We start from the raw sequence: 19,526 nt of genomic DNA, 5'->3' as shown, positions 1-19,526 counted from the left end.
CGCTCACAACGCGGCGGCATAAGTTCATCACTGCTCGTTTGCAGACATGCGTGCAGGGCCGGCTATGGTCGGCACTCCTGTCCGAGCGAGCCGTGCCATGACCGATCCGCAGTGGAAGCCTGAAACCATCGCCGTGCACGGCGGTTATCGTCCCGATCCGACGACGCGTGCGGTGGCGGTGCCGATCTATCAGACGGTGGCGTATGCGTTCGACGATACCCAGCATGGCGCGGACCTGTTCGATCTGAAGGTGCAGGGCAACATCTACAGCCGCATCATGAACCCGACCAACGATGTGCTGGAGCAGCGCGTGGCCGCGTTGGAAGGCGGCATCGGTGCCTTGGCGCTGGCATCGGGGCAGGCGGCGGTAACGTATGCCATTCAGACCATCGCCGAGGCGGGCGACAATATCGTCTCGTCCAGTGCCTTGTATGGCGGCACTTACAATCTGTTCGCGCATACGCTGCCGCAATTCGGTATCAGCACGCGCTTTGCCGATTATCGCGATCCGCAGGCGTTCGCCGGGCTGATCGACGAACGCACCAAGGCGGTGTTCGTGGAATCGATCGGCAATCCACGCGGCAACATCACCGATATCGAAGCGGTGGCGGCAGTGGCACACGCGCACGGTGTGCCGTTGATCGTGGACAACACCGTCGCCACGCCGTCATTGCTGCGGCCAATCGACTTCGGCGCGGACATCGTGGTGCATTCGCTCACCAAGTATCTGGGTGGACATGGCAACAGCATCGGTGGGGCGATCGTGGACAGCGGGCGCTTCCCGTGGGCGAAACACAAGCAACGGTTTGCGCGTCTCAACGCGCCGGACGTGAGCTACCACGGCGTGGTATACACCGAAGCGCTGGGCGATGCCGCCTACATCGGTCGCGCACGTGTGGTGCCGCTGCGCAATACCGGCGCGGCGTTGTCGCCATTCAATGCATTTTTGATCCTGCAAGGGATCGAAACGCTGCCGCTGCGCATGGAGCGCATCAATGCCAACACGCTGGCAATTGCCAGGTATCTGCAAGCGCACGCACGCGTTGCATGGGTCAATTACGCCGCGCTGCCGGGCCATCCTGAGCATGCGCTGGCGCAAAAATATCTGGGTGGGCATGGCTCGGGCGTGCTGACCTTCGGCCTGCCCGGTGGTCGTGCGGCAGGTGCGCGGTTTCTGGATGCGCTGCAGCTGTTCACGCGGCTAGTGAATATCGGCGATGCGAAGTCGCTGGCGACGCATCCGGCATCGACCACGCACCGTCAACTCGGCCCGGCGGAACTGGAACATGCCGGTGTTAGCGAAGACACCGTTCGGTTGTCGATCGGTATCGAACATATCGATGACTTGCTGGCCGATCTGGAGCAGGCGCTGCAGGGGGCGTGATGCTTTTAGCCCCTTCCGTCAAGTGCCAGAGCACGGCTTGGGGCTGTTTCACCTCTGAAGGCGCGTGGCGACGCGGTTGTCATTGCAACCACTGACAGCTCCCTGAGGCGCCCCCTCATCCTCCCCTTGGGGCAGCTCTCCCCCATCAAGGAGAACAACGTCCCGGTGGGAGAAGGGACTGGCAATTACGCCATCCAGCGCATGGCGGCGCGCTTGGTTTGGCCGGTGGTCGCAGACCTCGGAGGCGCCTGCTACCATGCGCGCCCCTGAGGTGGCTGCCGGCTGGCCGGTGGTTTAAACGGGAATCCGGTGCGCGGATCGCCTTGGCGAGCTGCAATTCCGGAGCTGCCCCCGCAACGGTAGGCGAGGTCAGATGCCGCAACACGCCACTGTGCATGTGCATGGGAAGGCGCGGCATCGGAGGCGCCAGCTTCCACTCGCGAGCCCGGAGACCGGCCTGTAGGGGGTGATCCGGCACGCGGTGGGCGTGGCCTTGTTCGTCTGGCGCTGCGCGTCGGACTCCTGGCCCGTTGCTGCTTGCCACCCCATTCCCATTGCCCACGCGCGGGTTGGCGCGGTTCCAGGAGCAGCAGTTGATGTCGCTTTCTTCCGTTTTGCCGCCTCGTGCCGTGCTCGCCGTGGGACTCTTGCTGTGTGTGGCCAATCTGGCCCAGGCCGAGGCTGCCATCGATCTTGACGAAGTCGTGGTCACCGCCTCGCGCACCGCACAGACCCAGGACCAGACGCTGGCGCCGGTCACCGTGATCGACCGCGCGCAGATCGAGCGTCGCCAGGTCAATTCGCTGCAGGACCTGTTGCGCGGCGAGGCGGGCGTGTCGCTGGCCAATAATGGTGGGCCCGGCAAAGCGACCTCACTGTTCCTGCGTGGCACCGAAGCCGACCAGGTGGTGGTGCTGATCGATGGCGTGCGCATCGGTTCGGTCACTGCCGGCGGCACGGCGCTGCAGGATCTGCCGATCGAACAGATTGAACGGATCGAAATCGTGCGCGGCCCGTTTTCCAGCCTGTACGGCTCCGAAGCGTTGGGCGGGGTGATCCAGATCTTTACCCGTCGCCCGCAAGGCAGTTTCGTGCCGAGCTTGAGTGTGGCGGCCGGCAGCGACAACGCGCGCCGCTACGGCGCGGGCGTTGCCGGGCGCAGCGCAGGCGATCTGAGCGACGCCGGCGGTTGGTACTCGGTGAATGCCGTGCACGACGAAACCGATGGCATTAACGCGTATCTGGACACCAGCTCAAGCGCGTACGACCCCGACCGCGATGGCTATCGCAACGATTCGTTGAGCGCGCAGGGCGGCTGGCGTTTCAATCGCCAGTGGGACGCGGATGTGCATGCGCTGCGCGCGCAAAGCCGCACTGAATACGACGGCTCGGCATTCGGCGGCAATCTGAGTAAAGGCGTGCAGCAGGCCTTCGGTGGCCGCGTGCGTTACGCGCCCAGCGATGCGCTCAAGCTCACCGCGAGCGTGGGCAGCAGCGCCGATCTGAGCGATGCGTATTACGAAGGTGCATACCTTTCGACCTACGACACCCGCCGCAAGCAGGGCGCGTTGCAGGCCGATCTCGATACCGGCCCCGGCCTGCTCACGGTCGGCTTCGATTGGCAGCGTGACGCCATTGCCAGCAGCGACACCTACAATGCCGACAGCCGCATCGACCGCGCCGCATTTGCGCAATGGCAGCAGACGTTCGGCAGCCAATCGCTGCAGGCCAGCCTGCGCCGCAACGACAACAGTCAGTTCGGTGGCAAGACCACCGGCAGCCTGCTGTGGGGCTGGGATTTCGCCGACCATCTGCGGCTGACTGCCAGCTATGGCACTGCATTCAAGGCGCCAACGTTCAACGAGCTGTATAACCCGATTACGGCAATCCGTTGCTGGGGCCGGAAACTTCCAAGAGCGCCGAGCTTGGCTTACGCGGTCGCTATGACTGGGGCACCTGGACGCTCAGCGCGTTTCAGACCCGCATCGACGACCTGATTGCCTACGACGCGTCGTTGGTGGATGCGACGCATCCGTTCGGGCAACCGAACAATATTGATCGGGCGCGCATCCGCGGCGTGGAAGCCGGCTATGACACCGAACTGGCTGGATGGACTCTTCGCAGTACATTGACCTGGCTTGCGCCGCAGGCCGATGGCGACGCCAATCACGGCAACTGGTTGCCGCGGCGTGCGCGCCAGAGCGGGCGTATCGACGCCGACCGCAGCATCGGTGCATTCGGTGTTGGCGCAAGCCTGTTCGGATCGGGCGCGCGTTACGACGATCTGGCCAATACCGAACGCCTGGCCGGCTACGGCTTGCTGGATCTGCGCGTGAGCTATGCAGTGAACGCAGACTGGAAGGTGCAACTGGCCGCCAACAATGTGTTCGACCGCCAGTACGAAACGGCACGCTGGTACGCCCAACCGGGCCGCAATTATCTGTTGACCTTGCGCTACCAGCCGGCGCAATAAGCGCAGCTAACAAAAACACTGCGCAGCCACCGGACGGGGGCCGCCGGTGCCCGGAATCGGCATGTACCACTCGGACACGCGGTTCCTGCGCGCCGTCCACGCCCAGCTGGCGACTGTTGGCTACGTCTTGTTATCCCCTCCAAGCGTGCCGACAACACTGGCCGCGCGCAGGTTAGACCGCGCAGTCGGCGCTTGCCGCTAGATGCAAGGATCGCTACGGTTTGCACGGGCCGGTCGTTTGCCTGATGTCTGTTGCGTCGCCTGGTTGGCGACCGAAAACCCGAAGGACCCCATCGATGCCGCCGTTGTCACGCTCTTCCGAGCGCTTGGTGTTCATCGCTTCGATGCTAGTGATGACAGCGACCCGCTTTCATCACACGAGCGATTGGCTGCACCTGCCGGACGCGTCCATGGCCGTGTTTTCCCTCGGTGGTCTGGCATTGCGGCGGCACGGCTACTTTCTCGCCTTGTTGGGGTTGTCGGTGGCGATCGATTGGGCCGCCGTCAGTCTGGCCGGCGTCAGCGACTTTTGCATCACCGCGGCTTACGCTGCATTGCCCGCTGCCTATGGCGTGCTCTGGTACGCCGGGCGTACGTATCACGCACGCCTGCGCGCCGATGCTGCATCGCTGAGCATCGCCTGGGGTCTGGGAACCTTGGCCGCTGTGCTGTCGTTCTTGATCTCCAATAGCGCGTTCTACTGGTGGGGTGGGTGCCACACTGACCCGCATTGGGCGCAGTATCTGCAGTGCGCCTGGCAATGGGGCCCGCTGTTCGTGCGCACGACAGCCTTGTATTTGGCGGTGGTGCTGGCAGCCGAATTGTGCGTGCTGCGCTGGCGCCATGCGCGCGCCGTAACGCAGTTCTCCACGCCTCTGGACTTGTCGTGATAGTGGCGCCGCGCGTCGCTGCTGTCGTTGCACGGTGAAACAGCCCGGGCCTGCGGCATCGCACTTGCGGCGGTGATGGTCTGCACGCGTGGCGAACACGTTGCGAGCGTGGGCGCCTTGCCCAGCGCCTCATGGGCCGTGTTTTTTCTGGCCGGTGCGTTGCTGCGCCCGCCGTGGATGTTGCCGCTGCTGTTCGGGAGTGCAGCGCCGCTTATCTACTCTCCAAAGGCGGTTCTTATTTTCTGTCCGGTCGCTACCCGCATGCCACGCTGGCCGCTTTTTTTGTGCGCGTGCCGGCAGATTACCTACGCGCGCTCGGCAGCTTGGCCGGTTACGTCGGTCTGGCCTTCGCGCTGCTGGCCGCACTACGCGCCGCCGGCACATGTTTACCCAATGGAGCACGCGCATGAGCACCCCGAGCAAGATGACGCGCATTACCGCGAACGTGCGCAGCGCAAGAAGGAGGTGGTCGACAGGCGCATTGCCCGCGCGGTGATCGATCGCGGTGTGCCGCTGGTCAACACCGGCAATGGCAAGGGCAAGAGTTCGTCCGGCGTTGGCATGCTGGCGCGCTCGCTTGGGCATGGGTTGTACTGCGGTGTGGTGCACTTCATCAAGGGCCCGTTTTCGACTGGCGAAGAAGCGTTTTTCCGCCGTTTTCCAGATTGTTCGATGACCACGTGATGGACGAAGGCTTCACCTGGGAAACCCAGGACCGTGCACTCGACATCGCTGCCGCGCAGGCGGCTTGGCAGGTCGCGCGCGGCATGCTGGCCGATGCGCGCTACGACTTCGTGCTGCTAGACGAACTCAACATCGCATTGGTCAAAGACGACAGCGCGCTGGATGAGGTGCTTGCCGCCGTGGCCGCGCGACCCCCGGGCCAGCATGTGGTGATCGCCGGGCGCGGTGCGCCGTCTGGGCTAATTGAGGCCGCCGACACTGTCACCGAAATGCGTCTGATCACGCATGCCTTCAATACCGGCTTCAAGGCGCAGCTTGGCATCGAGCTGTAGCCGTGGCTGAGCGCGTGCCACGCGTTGCAGTGCTCGGCATGCTGACTGCCATGGCGCAGGGCTGCACGCCATGTTGCTGGTGATTGCCGCCGCTGCCGTGCTCCTGGACCTGCTGCTCGGTGAGCCGCGGTGCGCGCATCCGCTGGTGCTGTTCGGTACCTGGGCGCAGCGCATCAAAGCGCGCCTGCACCGCGACCAACGCCACCATTGCCCATGCAGCTGCGCCAACTCACCGCTGGTACGCACGCGGTGCTGCGTCACGTGGGGATTACGCGGGACTGGAAGACGTGCTCGACCAATGGCTCGCAGGGTGGTTACCGAACAGCGGTTATGCACTGCGCGAAGCACCGCTGCATTACCTCTATCTCGACGACCCACAAATCGTCGCCGAAGCGCAGTTGCGTGCAGATATACGGGTGCCGGTGCAGTTATCTGGCAAGGCCGCATCACCCATGTAATGCGTCGCCGGCAAAAACACCATCTGCGGCGCCGGATGCATCAGAAATTGCTGGTGCGAAATATTCCACGCATACGCGCCGGCCAGCGGAAAGGCCAAGCAATCGCCCGGTGCCAGTGCGGCGACATGCTGGTCGCGTGCCAGCACATCCTTGGGCGTGCATAGCTGGCCTACCAGGGTCACCGGGGTGTCGCGTAACACGGGCGCGCGCGCGCCACGCAACACACGGAACGGATGATCGTGCGCCTGCGCGGCCGGCGTGCGGAAGTGATGGGTGCCGCCGCGGGCAACCGCAAACCAGGCGCCGTGGCTGCGTTTGAGATCGAGCACTTCCATCAAGTACCAACCACAGCTTGCGCTGACATAGCGGCCGGGCTCCAGGCGCAGGCGCAGGTCAGTGCCATGTTCGTGCAGCAAGGCAGGCAGCCCGGCGCAGAAGCCGGCCCAGTCGAACGACAATTCCGGCGCCAGATAGTCCACACCGAAGCCGCCACCGGCATTCACCCGTAGTGGGCCTAGGGCATAGGTGTGCCGCCATTGCTGCACGGTGCGCAGGTAAGCGGCGATCAGATGCAGTTGTGCGGCGGCATCGCGCTGATGCGACATCAGATGAAAGTGGAAGCCTTCCAGGCGCAGCGATGGGCTTGCCTGCAGCAACTGCATCGCTGTATCCAGATCGCACGGATCCAGGCCGAACGGTGAGGGATGCCCGCCCATCATCAAGCGCGTGCTCTGCGCACCGGGCACTGCGATGTTCATGCGCAGAAACACCGACACGCAGCGACCGGCATGCGCTGCGATTGCCGCCAGGCGTTCGAGCTCGCTCAGGCTTTCCACATGCACGGTGCAGTCGGGCAGGGCGGCTGCCTGGGCGAGCTCGGTATCAAGTTTCCCCGGACCGCCGAACAACAACGCAGCTTGCGGTTGCTGTGCATGCAGCCAGGCGAGTTCGCCACCGGATGCAGCTTCGAAGCCATCCACATGCGCTGCCAGCGTACGCAGAATCGGCGGCTCGGCATTGGCTTTTGCTGCATAAAACAACTCGCACCGCGGCGGCAGCTGCGCACGCATCCATGCCGCATGCGCGTCCAGTGCCGCCAAGTCGTAGACGTACGCGCAGATCGGGCCATCGCAGCGCTCGCGCACCTGCGGCAAGGCAGCAAGCACCGCAGCGGTATCGATGTGCAGGATCATGCTGCCACCCGCCGCGCCGCCGTGATACGTGGGATGGGATTGGGCAGCGCGGTGTAATCGGATTGGCGGTCGGCGCGCTGCCACACACGTGTGCCCAGATTGTTTTTGCCGGGCAGTGGTGCGCCGTCGATCAGACCCTGCAACGCGGCTTGCGCGCCATGGCGTTGCTGCCAGCGTGCGGCCATCTCGCCCACGCATTGCCACAGGCGCGCTTCCAACACGGCATCGCCTTCGGTGAGGTGAAAGATCGCTTCGGCCAGGTTGTTGACCAACGCGCAATACGCAACGCGGTTCCAGCCCTGTTCGGGCGTGTAGTACAGCGATTGCCGCGCGCGCTCACCCACGCCGTGCAGGCGTGCGGCGGGCCAGTGATGCGCAAGCAGCTTGGTGCCTTCCAGGTCGCGAATCCACACACGTGTCGGCCAGCCGTCGGCGCAACCGATCACCGTGTTCTGCAGATGCGGTTCCAGCGCGATGCCGTGCTGGAACAGCGCGCTCCATACGCCGTCCAGCAGCAGTCCGGCGTAGGCGCGGAACCACAGCACTGTGGCCGTCTGCCGGTCGATGTGCGCGTTGGCAAGCGCCTGCAAGCGTGCGGCGCACACGCTATTGCCCTGCGCATCGCAGGTGAACAAGGCCGCAGCCACCTGCGGTTGCCAACGTGCACGTTGCGCGGCAGGAATGGTTTGCCGATACAGAATGCCGAAGCTCTCCGACAGCGCCCGCGCCGCTAGCGGGTCGGCAGCGTGCAATGCGGGGTCGACCTGCGCGACCTCCAGCGAGGTGGCCGCCGGTTCCAGCATCACATCGAAGCCCGGCACCTGCGTGGTTAGGGCACGCCAGCTCGGTGCCAACAGTTCGGTGAGCGCAACCGCACTTTCCAATTCGTACCACGCGTTTTTGCGCACGCAGTTGGTGAGCCGCACATGCACCGAGCATTTGAAGAAATACGCAAGTTCCGGGTGATATAGCGTGCGTACCGACGAGGTCGGCCGCACGGCATCGCCCAACGGCCCGACCGGCGTGATCAGGCCGCGCGCCTGCAGGGTGCGCAGCAATGGGTCGTCGAGCAGCCGCTGCGCTTCCCAGGGATGGCAGGGGTAGAGATCGTGGCTGCCGCTTAGCTGCTTCAGCGTGGCGCGCACATCGCGCCCCTGCGTGCGCAACAGGCGTGGGTCGATGCGGAACCAGAACAGCTGGAACGAGGCACGTGCTTCCGGCGCGCAGGCCAGCACCTGATCCAGATCCACGCCTTCGCGGCTCTTCGGCGTCGGGTGCAATGCGTGCCCCCACAGCATCGATTGTTCGGCGTCGATCATGGCTTCGCCGGTGTCTGCTATGCCTTGCGCCTGTTGCAATAACGCAGCGGTGATCGCCACGCTATTCGCGCTTTGCGCAAGCAGTTCGGGGTTGACGGACTTTGCGCTGCCCAAGGTCTGCAACAGGCAGCGCGCCAACGCATCCGCGTCCAGGCTATGCCACGGCTTGCCGGCGCTCTTGAGAAACGGCGTGGAGGCGAAGCGGCAGCGACCCAGGCGATCGGCATAGGCAATCCGCACGCACAGCGCGCCGGCTTCGCCCAGGTCGATGCGTAGCCAGCGTTGTTCGGCAACGCGCGGGCCGGGGCGATCCAGCCCGCGATAGTCGAAGTCGGCCATGTGCTGCGGAATCGCGAACTCGCGCAGGTAGCAGTTCAACCAGCAGCTGCAGGCCTGCGCGTCGGCCATGCTGTCGTACCAGGGGTCATGCATCGTGTGCGGCGACATCGGCAGTTCTCCTCGAAGGGAAGCGCACCAGGACGGTGAGCGCAGCAGCGGCCGCAGCCAGCGCGGCAGCCAGGAAAGGGGTGGCGGGGCCGGACGCCTGCGCCAACGCACCGGCAGCCGCACCGGCGAAGACACCGGCCCATTTGCCGCAGGCATCGAAGCGACCGAACAGGCGCCCGGCGCCATGGCCGTTGGCAACGGCCGCCAAGCTGCGGTTGAGTCCACGCAGGCCGAACAACATGCCGAAGCCGAACAACAGCCGCGCCGCCGCCAACGCGACGGCATCGTGCAAGAACGCCTGCCACACGCAGGCCACTGCGAACAACGCCAGGCCCGGCACCAGCCACGCCTCGCCATCGCCGCGTCGCCACCACGGCAGCACCACCAGATACACCAGATGCGGCAGGCTGTAGAGCAGACCGGCGAGCGCATCGTGGCCGGCGCCGCGCGCGAGTGCGTACGGGATGAAGTAGGGGAACGTCACCACCATCGCGAAACAGAACAAAAACTGTGCGAGTAACAAGGCGGGCCACAGTGGCGCTGTGATGGTTCGCATTGATACGGGCGATGAAGCTGCGTGCTTCGAAGAGGTTGAAGGTTTGCCGGCAGCTTGTGCTCGCGCAGCGGGTTGATCCGGCGGCAGCCGCCAGGTCAACGCAAACGCGATCAACGGCAGCAACGCCAGTGCGCGATACAGCGATTGCGCCGGGCCCAGTGCTATTGCCAGGCCCAGCAATGCAGGTGCGCTCACCATGGCAAGACGCGCCGAGTACTGCGTCCAGTCCAACGCGCGTGCCAACGGGCCGGCGTGCGGCTGGCTGGCCAGATACGCATTGGCCGCCGCCAGCGAGCCGCCGCAGGTGCCTTGCACGATCAGGCCGATCACCAGCCAGGTCAGCGACGGCGCGAAACCGGCAATCGCAAAGCCCAGCGCCAACCCCAGTTGCGCGCGCAGCAACGAGCGCTTGCGTCCATAGCGGTCTGCCAAACGCCCCCACGTGCTCGCCGTCAACGCGGTGCACAGCGTGGGCAACACATACAGCACGCCGCTCCAGCCCACTGCGGCCGATGGTGCAAGTTCGGCCAGGACCTGCGGCAGAAACAGCGGCATGCCCAATGCGGTGAATGCCGCGAGATAGTGCGCAGCCAGCACCGGACCCAGAATGCGCCTCATCGCTGCGCGCCCGCTTGCTTGCGCGGCGGGTGTTGCGCATCAACGAACGCAGCGCCGAATGGATTGGGCGCGCTGTCACCGTAGAACTTGTTGATGTCAGTCGCCCCGGTGAGTTGCTTGCTGAGCAGGCTGCCGGCACTGAGCAGGTATTTCACCGGCAGCCTTGGCGCGGCCAAGAGGCGGCGCGCAGGGCTAGTGTCGATGTCGTCGGCGTCCAGTTGCGCCAGCGTCGCAGCAAATTGCGCCTGCAGCTGCGCGTACAGCGGCGTGCGCAGCGCGGACTGCCATTCGGCCAGGCCTTCCAGCACCGCCTGCAGATCCAGCTGCAGCACGATGGTGCAGAACATTTGTGCCAACGCCAGTGGATCGTCCACCGCAATCCTTTCATCCTGCAGCGGTCCCAATGCATCCACATCCGGCAGCGCTGCACGCAGTTGCGGCATGGCGATCCGCGCAGCGTCGTTGTCCTTCATCAACAAACGCGTGGGCTGGCCATCCGCATACACCAGCACGCTGTTCTGCTGATTGGCTTCCAACGCAATGCCGTAGCGCAGCCAAAGGCGCAGATGCACGGCGAGCAGTAGTTCGGTGTAGTTGCGCCACCAATGCAGCACATCGCCCTGTGCAAAGCGCTCGGCCAGATGGATCGCCATCGGGCGGCCATCTGGCATGGGGGCGCATAGCGCGGCCACCGGCACCAGTGTGGCATCGTCCTTTGCTGGGTAACGCCGTACCAGATAGGCCAGATGCCGTGTTTGCCCGATATGTCCGCCATGCGATTCGTCGACAAACACACAACGGCCTTGCAGCGCGGGATCAAGCGCATCGATGCGCCGCAATGCGCGCTCCAGCCAATACCCGTCGTACAGCGTGGAGGGCTTGATCAGACGCAGATTGAGTGCGCCCAGCGTGCGCATCGGGATCGGTAGTTTGAGATGCAGTTGCGGATGTTGCAGCGGCACCAGCGTGCGCACCGACAGCGTCGGGCGCACGTCCAGCCAGGCGTTGGGCGCGCGCAGCACGCCCTCAGGCAGCGCCAAGCCGTCCTGCTCCAATCGCTCCCACACCAATGGATGCACCGGCCAGGCGACATGCGTGGCAGCCAGCTCAGGCGGCAGTCCCAGGCTTTCACAACTCGGCCATAGCTCCGCTGGCGGGGCGCTGGTGCATTGCGCCAACGCCTGCGGAATCGCCAGCCAGCGCAGTGCGAAGGTCGGCGCAAATTCCGGCGCGTAGTGGCGGAGTTCTGCTGCATCCAGCCCGGCCTTGGCGCGCGCAGTGGGGTAAAACGGATGGTCGCGGTAGCTGGCTAGCTGATCACAGCGGTATGCACGCTCGGCGGCATCGGGGTGCTGTAGCGCATTGCTCAAGGCCGGCACCTGTGCGTGGTAGGCCTGCCGTGCCAGCCCGCGATGCGCAGCGGCGCAGGCGGCTTCCTCGGCGTAGGCGCGATGCAGCTGTTGCGTTTCGGCATCCAGTTCGGCACTCATGCGTTGCAGCCACGCCTGCGCCCCATGTTCGACATGTACGCAATCGCTTCCCTGCACGATCCAGCTGTCGCCGCGGGCGCCGATGTCCTGCAGCGCGCCCTGACGTTGGATCGGCAACCACACCGTGCCACCGGGCAAGTGTGCGATGCGCCACCAGCCTTCCACCGGGCTGGGATCGTTCCATTGCGCCAGCAAACCCGCATCCGGTATTGCGGCACTGCCGCGGCTGACAATCCCACGCAGGTCTTCGCGCAGGCAGGCATCGATGATGCGGGTGGCGATGTAACGTTGGTCGGCCACGCTGCTCATGCGCGCAGCTCCGCGTGATCGATGCGCCATTGCAGGCCGGCTTCGGCCTGCACCACGGCGTGTTGCAGCGCCTGCGCATCGCTGGCCAGTGCGCTCAGCACGCCCAGGTAATCCTTGTTGGAATGGCTCAGGCGGATGCGCTCGCCGGGTGTGCGCATCCGCCGGTACTGCACGTCGCAGTGCGCATCATGGTGGCGGCGGTCTTCGCTGGCGGTGACCAATTCGCCGTCGTGCTCGGCCACGTAGTAGCGCAGCAAGGCATGCGCACGCGCGCTGCGCAGTTGCGGCAACGGCAGGCCCAGATGCGGTGCCAGCGCCGCGTTGAACCATTGTTTGGAAAACATCTCGTCGAGCAGGAACTCACGGCGGTCGCCGATGCTGCGGTAATTGATCTCCACCAGCACCGGCCCGTCGCTGGTGAGAATGAATTCGCTATGGCATAGGCCGAAGCCGACGCCGAACCCACGCAGTTGTTGCAGCGCCTGCGCGATCACCGGCGTATCCACATCGGCATCCCACTGCGCTTCGCATTCGACGAAGTGTGGCGGTGGCGATAGCTGCACCTTGAAGCCTCCGATGGCCTGCAGGCCGTTGCCGTCACCGAGGGTCTCCAACGTAAACAGCGCACCTTCCAGCATGCGTTCCAGCAACACGGTGCGCTGCGGATGGCGCTGCCACACATCGTCCAGATACGCCTGCAATTGCATAGCATCGGCGCAGTGGCGCACGTCCAGACTCGCCACGCCTTCGCGCGGTTTGGCCACGACCGGCCACGGTATCTTCGCGGGCAATGCGGCGCCAGGGGACAGTGTGCAAAACCAGGGGCAGGGCAGGCCCTGTGCACGCAAGCGTTGGCGCATCGCGGCCTTGTTCTTTGCCGCGTAACACACTTGCCAATCCTTGCCCGGCAGGCCAAGGGCCGCGGCCACCAGTGCGGTGCTGGTCTGCAGATGGTCGCTATTGCTGAACACCGCACGCGGCACGATGTCGGCATCGTGCAGCACGTCCAGCACGCCGAGTGGGTTGAACACATCGCATTCGATCACCTGCTGCGGCGCATGCGTGGGGTGCTCGCGGAAATAGGCCAGGTGATCGCGCCGGTGGTCGGTGAGCAACCACACCGGCAGGCCGAGCGCGTGCGCAGCCGGCAGAAAACCTTCGGTAATGGCCGGATGGCAGACATGGGTGAGGATCACCAACGGTGCAGCGGATGTCGCAGTCATGGCAGCTCTCGTTCAACAGGACGGTGGAAAAACCGGTACTGAAACGGGCTGCCTGGCGCCATGTGGCGTTGGGTGGCCTGCGATACGTCGATCGCATGCCGCGTGCTGCGGCAGTGACGCGTGCCTCATGCACGCCGTGTTGTCTGTGACAGTCGCCAGCGCGACCGCCGTTGCTCTCAGGGGCGACCAACGCGCCTGTGTGTTGGTCGGGTGCAGCGTTTGCTCAGTGATGCAGACTTAAAACGTGTATTCCAGCCCGGCGGTGACGGTCCGTGCCGGTGCGGCCTGACGCCCCCACGGGCTGGTATCGACGCCACGGAACCAGTATTGCCGGTCGAACAGATTGTTGATCGCCAACGATGCGCTGAATTTTTGTCCATCGCGTTCGAACAGGGTATGGCTCACCTGCGTGTTCCACACCATGTAGGACGGCAATTGGCCGACCGAGGCGATGGCATTCTCTTGCACGGTGTTGGCTGCGTCGCTGAAGGCCTTGCTGAAGTAATAGCCGGAAAGCGCGACAGTGGTGTGACCGAGTGCGTAGGTGCCGCCCAGCGTGATCTGGTTGCGCGAGGTGTAAGGCACGCGGAAGCCGCGGAATTTGCCCGATTCCTGGCTGGCATCCAGATACGCATAGCTGGCGTTGAGGGTAAACGCACGCAGTTGCTCCGGGCTCCATTGCAGTTCCAGCTCACCACCTTGATGACGGGTCTTGCCCAGGTTGCGGAACACGCGCGTGGTGTTGTCCAGCTGAATCTGCTGATCGAAATCGATGAGGTATCCGCCCAGTTGGATGCGCGTGCGCTCATTGGGCTGATAGCGTGTGCCGGCTTCGTAATTCCATGCCAGTTCGGCATCCAGGTTGTTGCCGAAGATGATCTGGGTAACCTGCGGGGCGCGCATCGAACGCTGGCCGTCGGCATAGAAGAACCACTGCTCGTTTGCCTGGAAGCCCAACGTCAGGCCAGGCAAGACATCGCGTGTCTGGTTGAGCGTGCTGACGCCGGTGGCGCGATTGAAATAGCGCGAATCCAGGCGCTCGTAGCGCAGTCCCGGTGTAACCGTCACGCGCGCGTCCGGCAGGGTGATGGCGTTGCTGACGTACGCGGCCAACGCGCGGTCTTCGAATTGCCAATCGCGCACAGTGGTGAATAATCCATCGCGCAGACGCAGATTGCCAACCAGGAAATCGATGTCCTCGCGCACTGCACGCACACCGGCTGTCCACTGCTGGCGCACGCCAGCGGCATCGCCCATGGTCCAGCTCAAACGCGGCTCACTGCCGACGACGCGGAAGTCGCGTGGCGCGGTCTGGCGCAGTTGCGGCGGCAGGTCCGAGCGCCAGGTTTCGCTGGAGGCCTGACGCATGCCGACGATGAAATTGCGGCTACTGCGAGCGTTGAAGTTGGTCCAATCCAGGCGCACGTCCTGCATCGGGCCCCAGTCGCCCAGCAACTGCTCGTAGCTCAGCGACGCACGCGTGGTGCGGCCATTGAAGCTATCCAGCGGGCGCGTGGACTGGCGCGGGTCGCGCCGGTAATCGTCCGGACTGAGTGCGCCGGCCAGATCCATGTCGACCAGATAACGCTGCACGCTGGCCTTGAGTAACGTGGTGTCGTCCAGCCACCACTCCGCACGCACGCGCAGATTGCTGATGTCGGTGTCGCTATGTGCGCGCCAGTACTCACCAGAGGTGCGATTGGCATCCACCTGCATGCCGAAATTGTCGGTGAGGTATCCGCCGCTGCTGAGCGCACTGTCCTGCAGGAACTGGCCTTGGCCGCCGGCGGCGACCTTGTGCGCCAGCGTGGTGCTCCACTCGCTCGGGATCTCCTTGCTGACCAGATTGATCACCCCGCCCACGTTGTTCGGCCCGTACTGCACAGCCGCACCGCCGCGTACGATGTCGATGCGGTCGATTTGATTCAACCCCACCGGAAACAGCGACAGGCTGGTCTGCCCATAAGGTGCCAATGCCAGCGGAATGCCGTCTTCCAGCACCTGCACGCGGCCGCTGCGGCTTTCGTATAGGCCGCGCAGCATGATCTGCGGCAGTGCGCCGGTACCGGTTTCGTCGAAGATCTTGATGCCGGGCACGCGCTGCAACGCATCGTCCAGCGAACGAGTGCCGCCATTGCGCAGCTGCTCACGATCAATAACCTGGCGGCTGCCGGCATAACGTTGCACATCGTCGGGTTTGGAACGCCCGAGCAGGCTGCCTTGCACCTGGACCGCGTCAAGCGCACGGATCGGCGCGTCGCCATCGGTGGCATCAACCGCATCGGCCACCGGCGTGTCGGCAGCACGTGCCAGCGGCGGCAGGATCAGCGTGATCGCTGCGATGGCGATGGCCAGGGCGTGGAAACGGAACGTCGACATCTACGGCGTGCTCCTGCAGGCGGGTGGTGAAGTAGGGACGGCAAAACTGGCCAGCTGACCGCGCAATGCGCGTTGAATCAGTGCGCGGTCTTCGCCGGCGAGCAGCCAGCGCAGCGCGGGCTGTTGCAGCCAGTGCGCGCGTTGCGCATCGGTGCGCGGGTTGGGGCAAAACGGCACGTTGGCAGCACTGCAATGCGCATGCAGTTGCAGCAGCAGCTCCCACACCTGTGGATGCGTGGGCTGCGGGCCCAGGCCTAGATCCAGCGCAAGATCCAGCGCGCCTTCCATCACCAAGGCCACGCCGGGCACGGCGAGGATTTCCGCAAGTGCGGCAATACCTGCGGCGCTTTCGATCATCGGCACGATGCGGACATCGGCATTGGCCTGCGCGATGTAGGTGGGCAAATCGATATTGCCGAAACCGGTGACACGGCCGCCGGTGATGCCGCGCCGGCCCAGCGGCGGGAAGCGTGCCGCGGCGACGGCGTTGACGATCTGCGCCGCAGACTCAGCTCGCGGAATCACGATCCCGCGCGCGCCGGCATCCAGCACCCGGCCAATCAGTTTTTCGTTCACCTCCGGCACGCGTACCCAGGCTTCGCTGCCGGAGAGCTCACAGGCGCGGATGGCATGTTCAAGTTCATCGGGCGCGCGCAGCACATGCTCCAGGTCGAGCACCACAAAGCCATAGCCAATGCGGCCCAGCAATTCGCAGAGCTGCACGCTTGGCACTGCGTTGAGGATGCCGACTGCAACCGTCATGGAAGAGATTGCCAGGGAAACGGGCGCTCATCCTGCGCTTAATAGGAATGATTATCAAGTGTGTCTGGCGGATGCTCTTTGTGATCCTGGTCGCCGTTGTAACCGGTGGTCAGGTCAATGTTTTCAATCTGAAGTGACTGCCCGCAATAAAAAAGCCCGCAGGCCTTGAACGCCTGCGGGCTCGATTCGTTGGATATCTAGGAGGACGCCGCTGCTGCAAGCGGCAGCGCTTACGGCCGTGCGGGCGCGCCAGCTCTACAACCAACCAGTGCGCAGATGTAGCGCCTTCCAGGCCCACCGGCCATTGGAAGAGCGTCCTTTGCGTGCAGATGCATGCGTACCTATGACGCCGGCACATTCAACGCGCGGTACGGCGGTGTGGACATCACCATCTCGGCCAGCGAATAAGCCAGTTCGCGTTCGGCCAACACCGCGCCGTCGGCGCCATGGTCGAGCAGATGCTTCACTTCCGCATCGCTGTGCGCGCGTGCCAGCAAGGTCAGCGAGGGGTTGATCGCGCGCAGCTTGGCCAGCGCTTCGCCGGCTTCCAGCGGCTGCGGAATGGCCAGGATCGCGATCTTGGCGTGCTCCGGGCGCGCCTCGGCCAGCACGCGGTCGGCCGCGGCGCTGCCACGGATGCCTGGAATACCGGCGGCATGTGCCTTGGCCACGTGGTCGCCGTTGTCGTCGATCACCAGCACCGGCACGCCGCGGCTGCGCAGCAACTGCGCCAACGAGCTGCCCACGCGGCCGTAGCCGATCACGATGGCGTGTCCATCCGCCGGCAGCGGCGGGCCGGGCGGCAGTTCCGGCTCTACGGCGGCCGGAGCGTCCTGGGCCTGCTTGGCCTGCCAGCGATCCAGCCACGAGAACAGGAACGGGTTGGCCACAATCGACAGCAGCGCGCCGGCAAGAATCAGATCGCGCCCGGTCTCGGGCAGGATTGCCAGCTGCACGCCCAGCCCGGCCAGGATGAAAGAGAACTCGCCGATCTGCGCCAGGCTGGTGGAAATGGTCAGCGCGGTGCCGGTGGGGTGGCCGAACGCACGCACGATCAGGAACGCCGCCAGCGACTTGCCCACGGTAATGGTCAGGAAGGTCGCCAGCACCTGCCATGGGTGCGCAACAAGAATCATTGGGTCGAACAACATACCGACCGAGACGAAGAACAGCACTGCGAACGCATCGCGCAACGGCAGCGAATCGCTGGCCGCCTTGTGGCTGAGTTCGGATTCCTTGAGCAGCATGCCGGCGAAGAAGGCGCCCAGCGCGAACGACACACCAAACAACGTGGCCGAGACGAATGCCACGCCCAGCGCGATCCCGAGCACGGCCAGGGTGAACAGTTCGCGCGAGCCGGTTGCCGCTACGTTTTCCAGCGACCACGGAATCACGCGCCGGCCGATGACCAGCATCGCCGCGACAAATGCCACCATCTTGAGCAAGGTCACGCCGAGCGCGGCCAGCAGCGACGGCGATTGCGCGTCGTGCGCTGTCGTTGGCGTGCCGGTGCCGAGCACATCCGCCAGCGCCGGCAACAACACCAACGCCAGCACCATCACCAGGTCTTCGACGATCAGCCAGCCCACCGCGATGCGGCCGCGCTGGGTGTCCAGCAAACGGCGTTCTTCCAGCGCACGCAGCAGCACCACGGTGCTGGCCACCGACAGCGCCAGGCCGAACACCAGGCCGTGAATCAGCGACCAGCCCATGCTCCACGCCAGCGCCCAGCCGAGCAAGGTGGCCACGACGATCTGCGCCAGCGCACCGGGCACCGCGATCCACTTCACCTCCATCAAGTCGTCGAGCGAAAAATGCAGTCCCACCCCGAACATCAGCAACATCACACCCAGCTCGGACAGCTGGTTGGCGATGGTCTGGTCGGCCACGAAGCCTGGCGTAAATGGCCCCACGCACACACCGGCCAGCAGATAGCCGACCAGCGGCGAGAGCTTCACCTTTTGCGCGAGCGTGCCAAGGATGAAGGCGACCGCGAGGCCGACGGCGATGATGTCGATGAGGCTGGTGTCGTGATGCATTCCAATCCGTTGTGAGAGTGTCCGGGAGAGCGTCGAGGTCGATCCAGCCAACGGCACTGCGCCGGGCGTCGCCTGCGGGCATTGCGTGGTGATGGCTGGTGTCCCGGCGAGGGGAACAGGACCGCACAACAGGTCCGGTTGGCCGGACGCCCATAGTACACAGCGCATGATTAACGCGATGCGACATGCGGCGCATGCGCGCAAAGGCGGATGGTATGCGCGCTGGGTATGGTGTGCTTCTGCGGTGTCGATCGGCGTCACTTGACGTACCGGACACTGATCAGCGTATGCACTGCACAATGCGCAGTTGCTGCGAAAGCTGCGTCGCAACATATATTCCAACGACCGCCAACGCAGCGAGTCTGGCGCCACGGCCTCGCACCTGCGCAAGGTGCGCGTGACGATTTCCAACAGCGCGGCTCGCCACTATTGATGACGCTGCGTTCTTCAACAGACCGCTTCCTGCCACGCAGGTTAGCCAGGTGTTTGATCCCAGGATTTGATGGTGCATCATTTTCCATCGAGTGGAAGCAGGCACTATGGGCCAGGTTCTACACGGGAGCGCCACTACGACAGAAGCGATCCGTCGAGCGATACAACAGAGTCAAGAGAGCCTGAGAGCGCTTTCCAAGCGTTACGGAATCCATCAAAAGACGGTGGCGAAGTGGAAGAAGCGGACCTCGGTTGCCGATGTGCCAACCGGGCCGACGCAGCCGTGGCCCACAGTGTTGTCCGTTACGGAAGAGGCGGCGATTGTCGCTTTCCGCAAGCACACCTTGCTGCCGCTGGACGACTGTCTCTACGCACTGCAGCCAAGCATTCCCGTCTGACGCGCTCATCGTTCACCGTTGCCTGCAGCGCCATGGCATCTCGCGGCTACCCGACATCACGGGCGACAAGGCCGCGAAGAAGCGGTTTAAAAGCTATCCGATTGGCTACTTTCATATCGACATTGCAGAAGTACACACAG

11 protein-coding genes, 1 other RNA gene, 5 pseudogenes and 1 riboswitch are annotated in these 19,526 nt (G+C 64.4%); of the genes and pseudogenes, 9 read left to right on the top strand and 8 right to left on the bottom strand.

The features are described 5' to 3' along the window. Window positions 1-97 precede the first annotated feature (97 nt). The 8 genes and pseudogenes from NX05_RS07400 (at window position 98) to NX05_RS25235 (ending at window position 6,221) form a co-directional block, all read left to right on the top strand. On the top strand, window positions 98-1,384 hold the full coding sequence (locus NX05_RS07400; RefSeq protein ID WP_039437452.1) for an O-acetylhomoserine aminocarboxypropyltransferase/cysteine synthase family protein: 1,287 nt from the start codon (window positions 98-100) through the stop codon (window positions 1,382-1,384). Window positions 1,385-1,636: 252 nt separating this feature from the next. Further along, window positions 1,637-1,859: riboswitch (cobalamin riboswitch) on the top strand. Between the two features lie 55 nt (window positions 1,860-1,914). Then, a pseudogene (btuB, locus tag NX05_RS07395) lies at window positions 1,915-3,857 on the top strand (TonB-dependent vitamin B12 receptor). Window positions 3,858-3,918: 61 nt separating this feature from the next. Beyond that, a non-coding RNA gene (locus NX05_RS22050) (sX9 sRNA) lies at window positions 3,919-3,993 on the top strand. 160 nt (window positions 3,994-4,153) lie between these two features. Then, on the top strand, window positions 4,154-4,747 hold the full coding sequence (locus NX05_RS07390) for a hypothetical protein (RefSeq protein WP_039437449.1): 594 nt from the start codon (window positions 4,154-4,156) through the stop codon (window positions 4,745-4,747). A 27-nt stretch (window positions 4,748-4,774) separates the two neighbouring features. Then, window positions 4,775-5,157: pseudogene (locus NX05_RS22045) on the top strand (hypothetical protein). Further along, window positions 5,141-5,763 (top strand): annotated as a pseudogene (cobO, locus tag NX05_RS07380) (cob(I)yrinic acid a,c-diamide adenosyltransferase). The pseudogenes NX05_RS22045 and cobO overlap by 17 nt, the downstream one beginning before the upstream one ends. Window positions 5,764-5,833: 70 nt before the next feature. Beyond that, window positions 5,834-6,034 (top strand): annotated as a pseudogene (locus NX05_RS22040) (cobalamin biosynthesis protein); the annotation flags it as partial. Next, window positions 5,970-6,221, top strand: a complete 252-nt coding sequence (locus tag NX05_RS25235; protein WP_315897518.1) for a GyrI-like domain-containing protein — start codon at window positions 5,970-5,972, stop codon at window positions 6,219-6,221. The pseudogene NX05_RS22040 and the gene NX05_RS25235, both read left to right, overlap by 65 nt. Here NX05_RS25235 and NX05_RS07370 read toward each other — a convergent pair. The 8 genes from NX05_RS07370 to ybaL form a co-directional block, all read right to left on the bottom strand. Continuing rightward, window positions 6,125-7,414, bottom strand: a complete 1,290-nt coding sequence (locus NX05_RS07370; RefSeq protein ID WP_039437441.1) for a type III PLP-dependent enzyme — start codon at window positions 7,412-7,414, stop codon at window positions 6,125-6,127. The genes NX05_RS25235 and NX05_RS07370 overlap by 97 nt on opposite strands. Then, complete coding sequence (locus tag NX05_RS07365; protein ID WP_039437438.1) at window positions 7,411-9,180, bottom strand: IucA/IucC family protein; 1,770 nt, start codon at window positions 9,178-9,180, stop codon at window positions 7,411-7,413. The genes NX05_RS07370 and NX05_RS07365 overlap by 4 nt, the downstream gene beginning before the upstream one ends. Next, window positions 9,158-10,354, bottom strand: a complete 1,197-nt coding sequence (locus NX05_RS07360) for an MFS transporter (RefSeq protein ID WP_017115122.1) — start codon at window positions 10,352-10,354, stop codon at window positions 9,158-9,160. Before NX05_RS07360 ends, NX05_RS07365 begins: the two co-directional genes overlap by 23 nt. Next, a complete protein-coding gene (locus NX05_RS07355; protein ID WP_039437436.1) occupies window positions 10,351-12,153 on the bottom strand; it encodes an IucA/IucC family protein in 1,803 nt (600 codons plus the stop codon). Before NX05_RS07355 ends, NX05_RS07360 begins: the two co-directional genes overlap by 4 nt. Next, window positions 12,150-13,376 carry an ATP-grasp domain-containing protein gene (locus NX05_RS07350; protein WP_039437434.1) on the bottom strand — a complete coding sequence of 409 codons (1,227 nt, stop codon included), beginning with the start codon at window positions 13,374-13,376 and terminating at the stop codon, window positions 12,150-12,152. The genes NX05_RS07355 and NX05_RS07350 overlap by 4 nt, the downstream gene beginning before the upstream one ends. A gap of 237 nt (window positions 13,377-13,613) precedes the next feature. Further along, entirely contained in the window at window positions 13,614-15,755 is a 2,142-nt protein-coding gene (locus tag NX05_RS07345) for a TonB-dependent receptor family protein (protein WP_039437432.1), read from the bottom strand. Further along, complete coding sequence (locus NX05_RS07340; RefSeq protein WP_039437429.1) at window positions 15,756-16,517, bottom strand: HpcH/HpaI aldolase family protein; 762 nt, start codon at window positions 16,515-16,517, stop codon at window positions 15,756-15,758. A gap of 341 nt (window positions 16,518-16,858) precedes the next feature. After that, window positions 16,859-18,556 (bottom strand): YbaL family putative K(+) efflux transporter, encoded by a 1,698-nt coding sequence (gene ybaL, locus NX05_RS07335; RefSeq protein ID WP_039437426.1) that lies wholly within the window; start codon window positions 18,554-18,556, stop codon window positions 16,859-16,861. A gap of 539 nt (window positions 18,557-19,095) precedes the next feature. Between ybaL and NX05_RS07330 the strand changes: the two are divergent. Continuing rightward, a pseudogene (locus NX05_RS07330) lies at window positions 19,096-19,526 on the top strand (transposase family protein); the annotation flags it as partial.

Origin of the sequence: Xanthomonas vasicola (assembly GCF_000772705.2) — a bacterium.
In the GTDB taxonomy this organism is placed as follows: domain Bacteria; phylum Pseudomonadota; class Gammaproteobacteria; order Xanthomonadales; family Xanthomonadaceae; genus Xanthomonas; species Xanthomonas vasicola.
The sequence above is the reverse complement of the archived record's forward strand: the minus strand, read 5'-3'. Positions and strand labels throughout refer to the sequence as shown.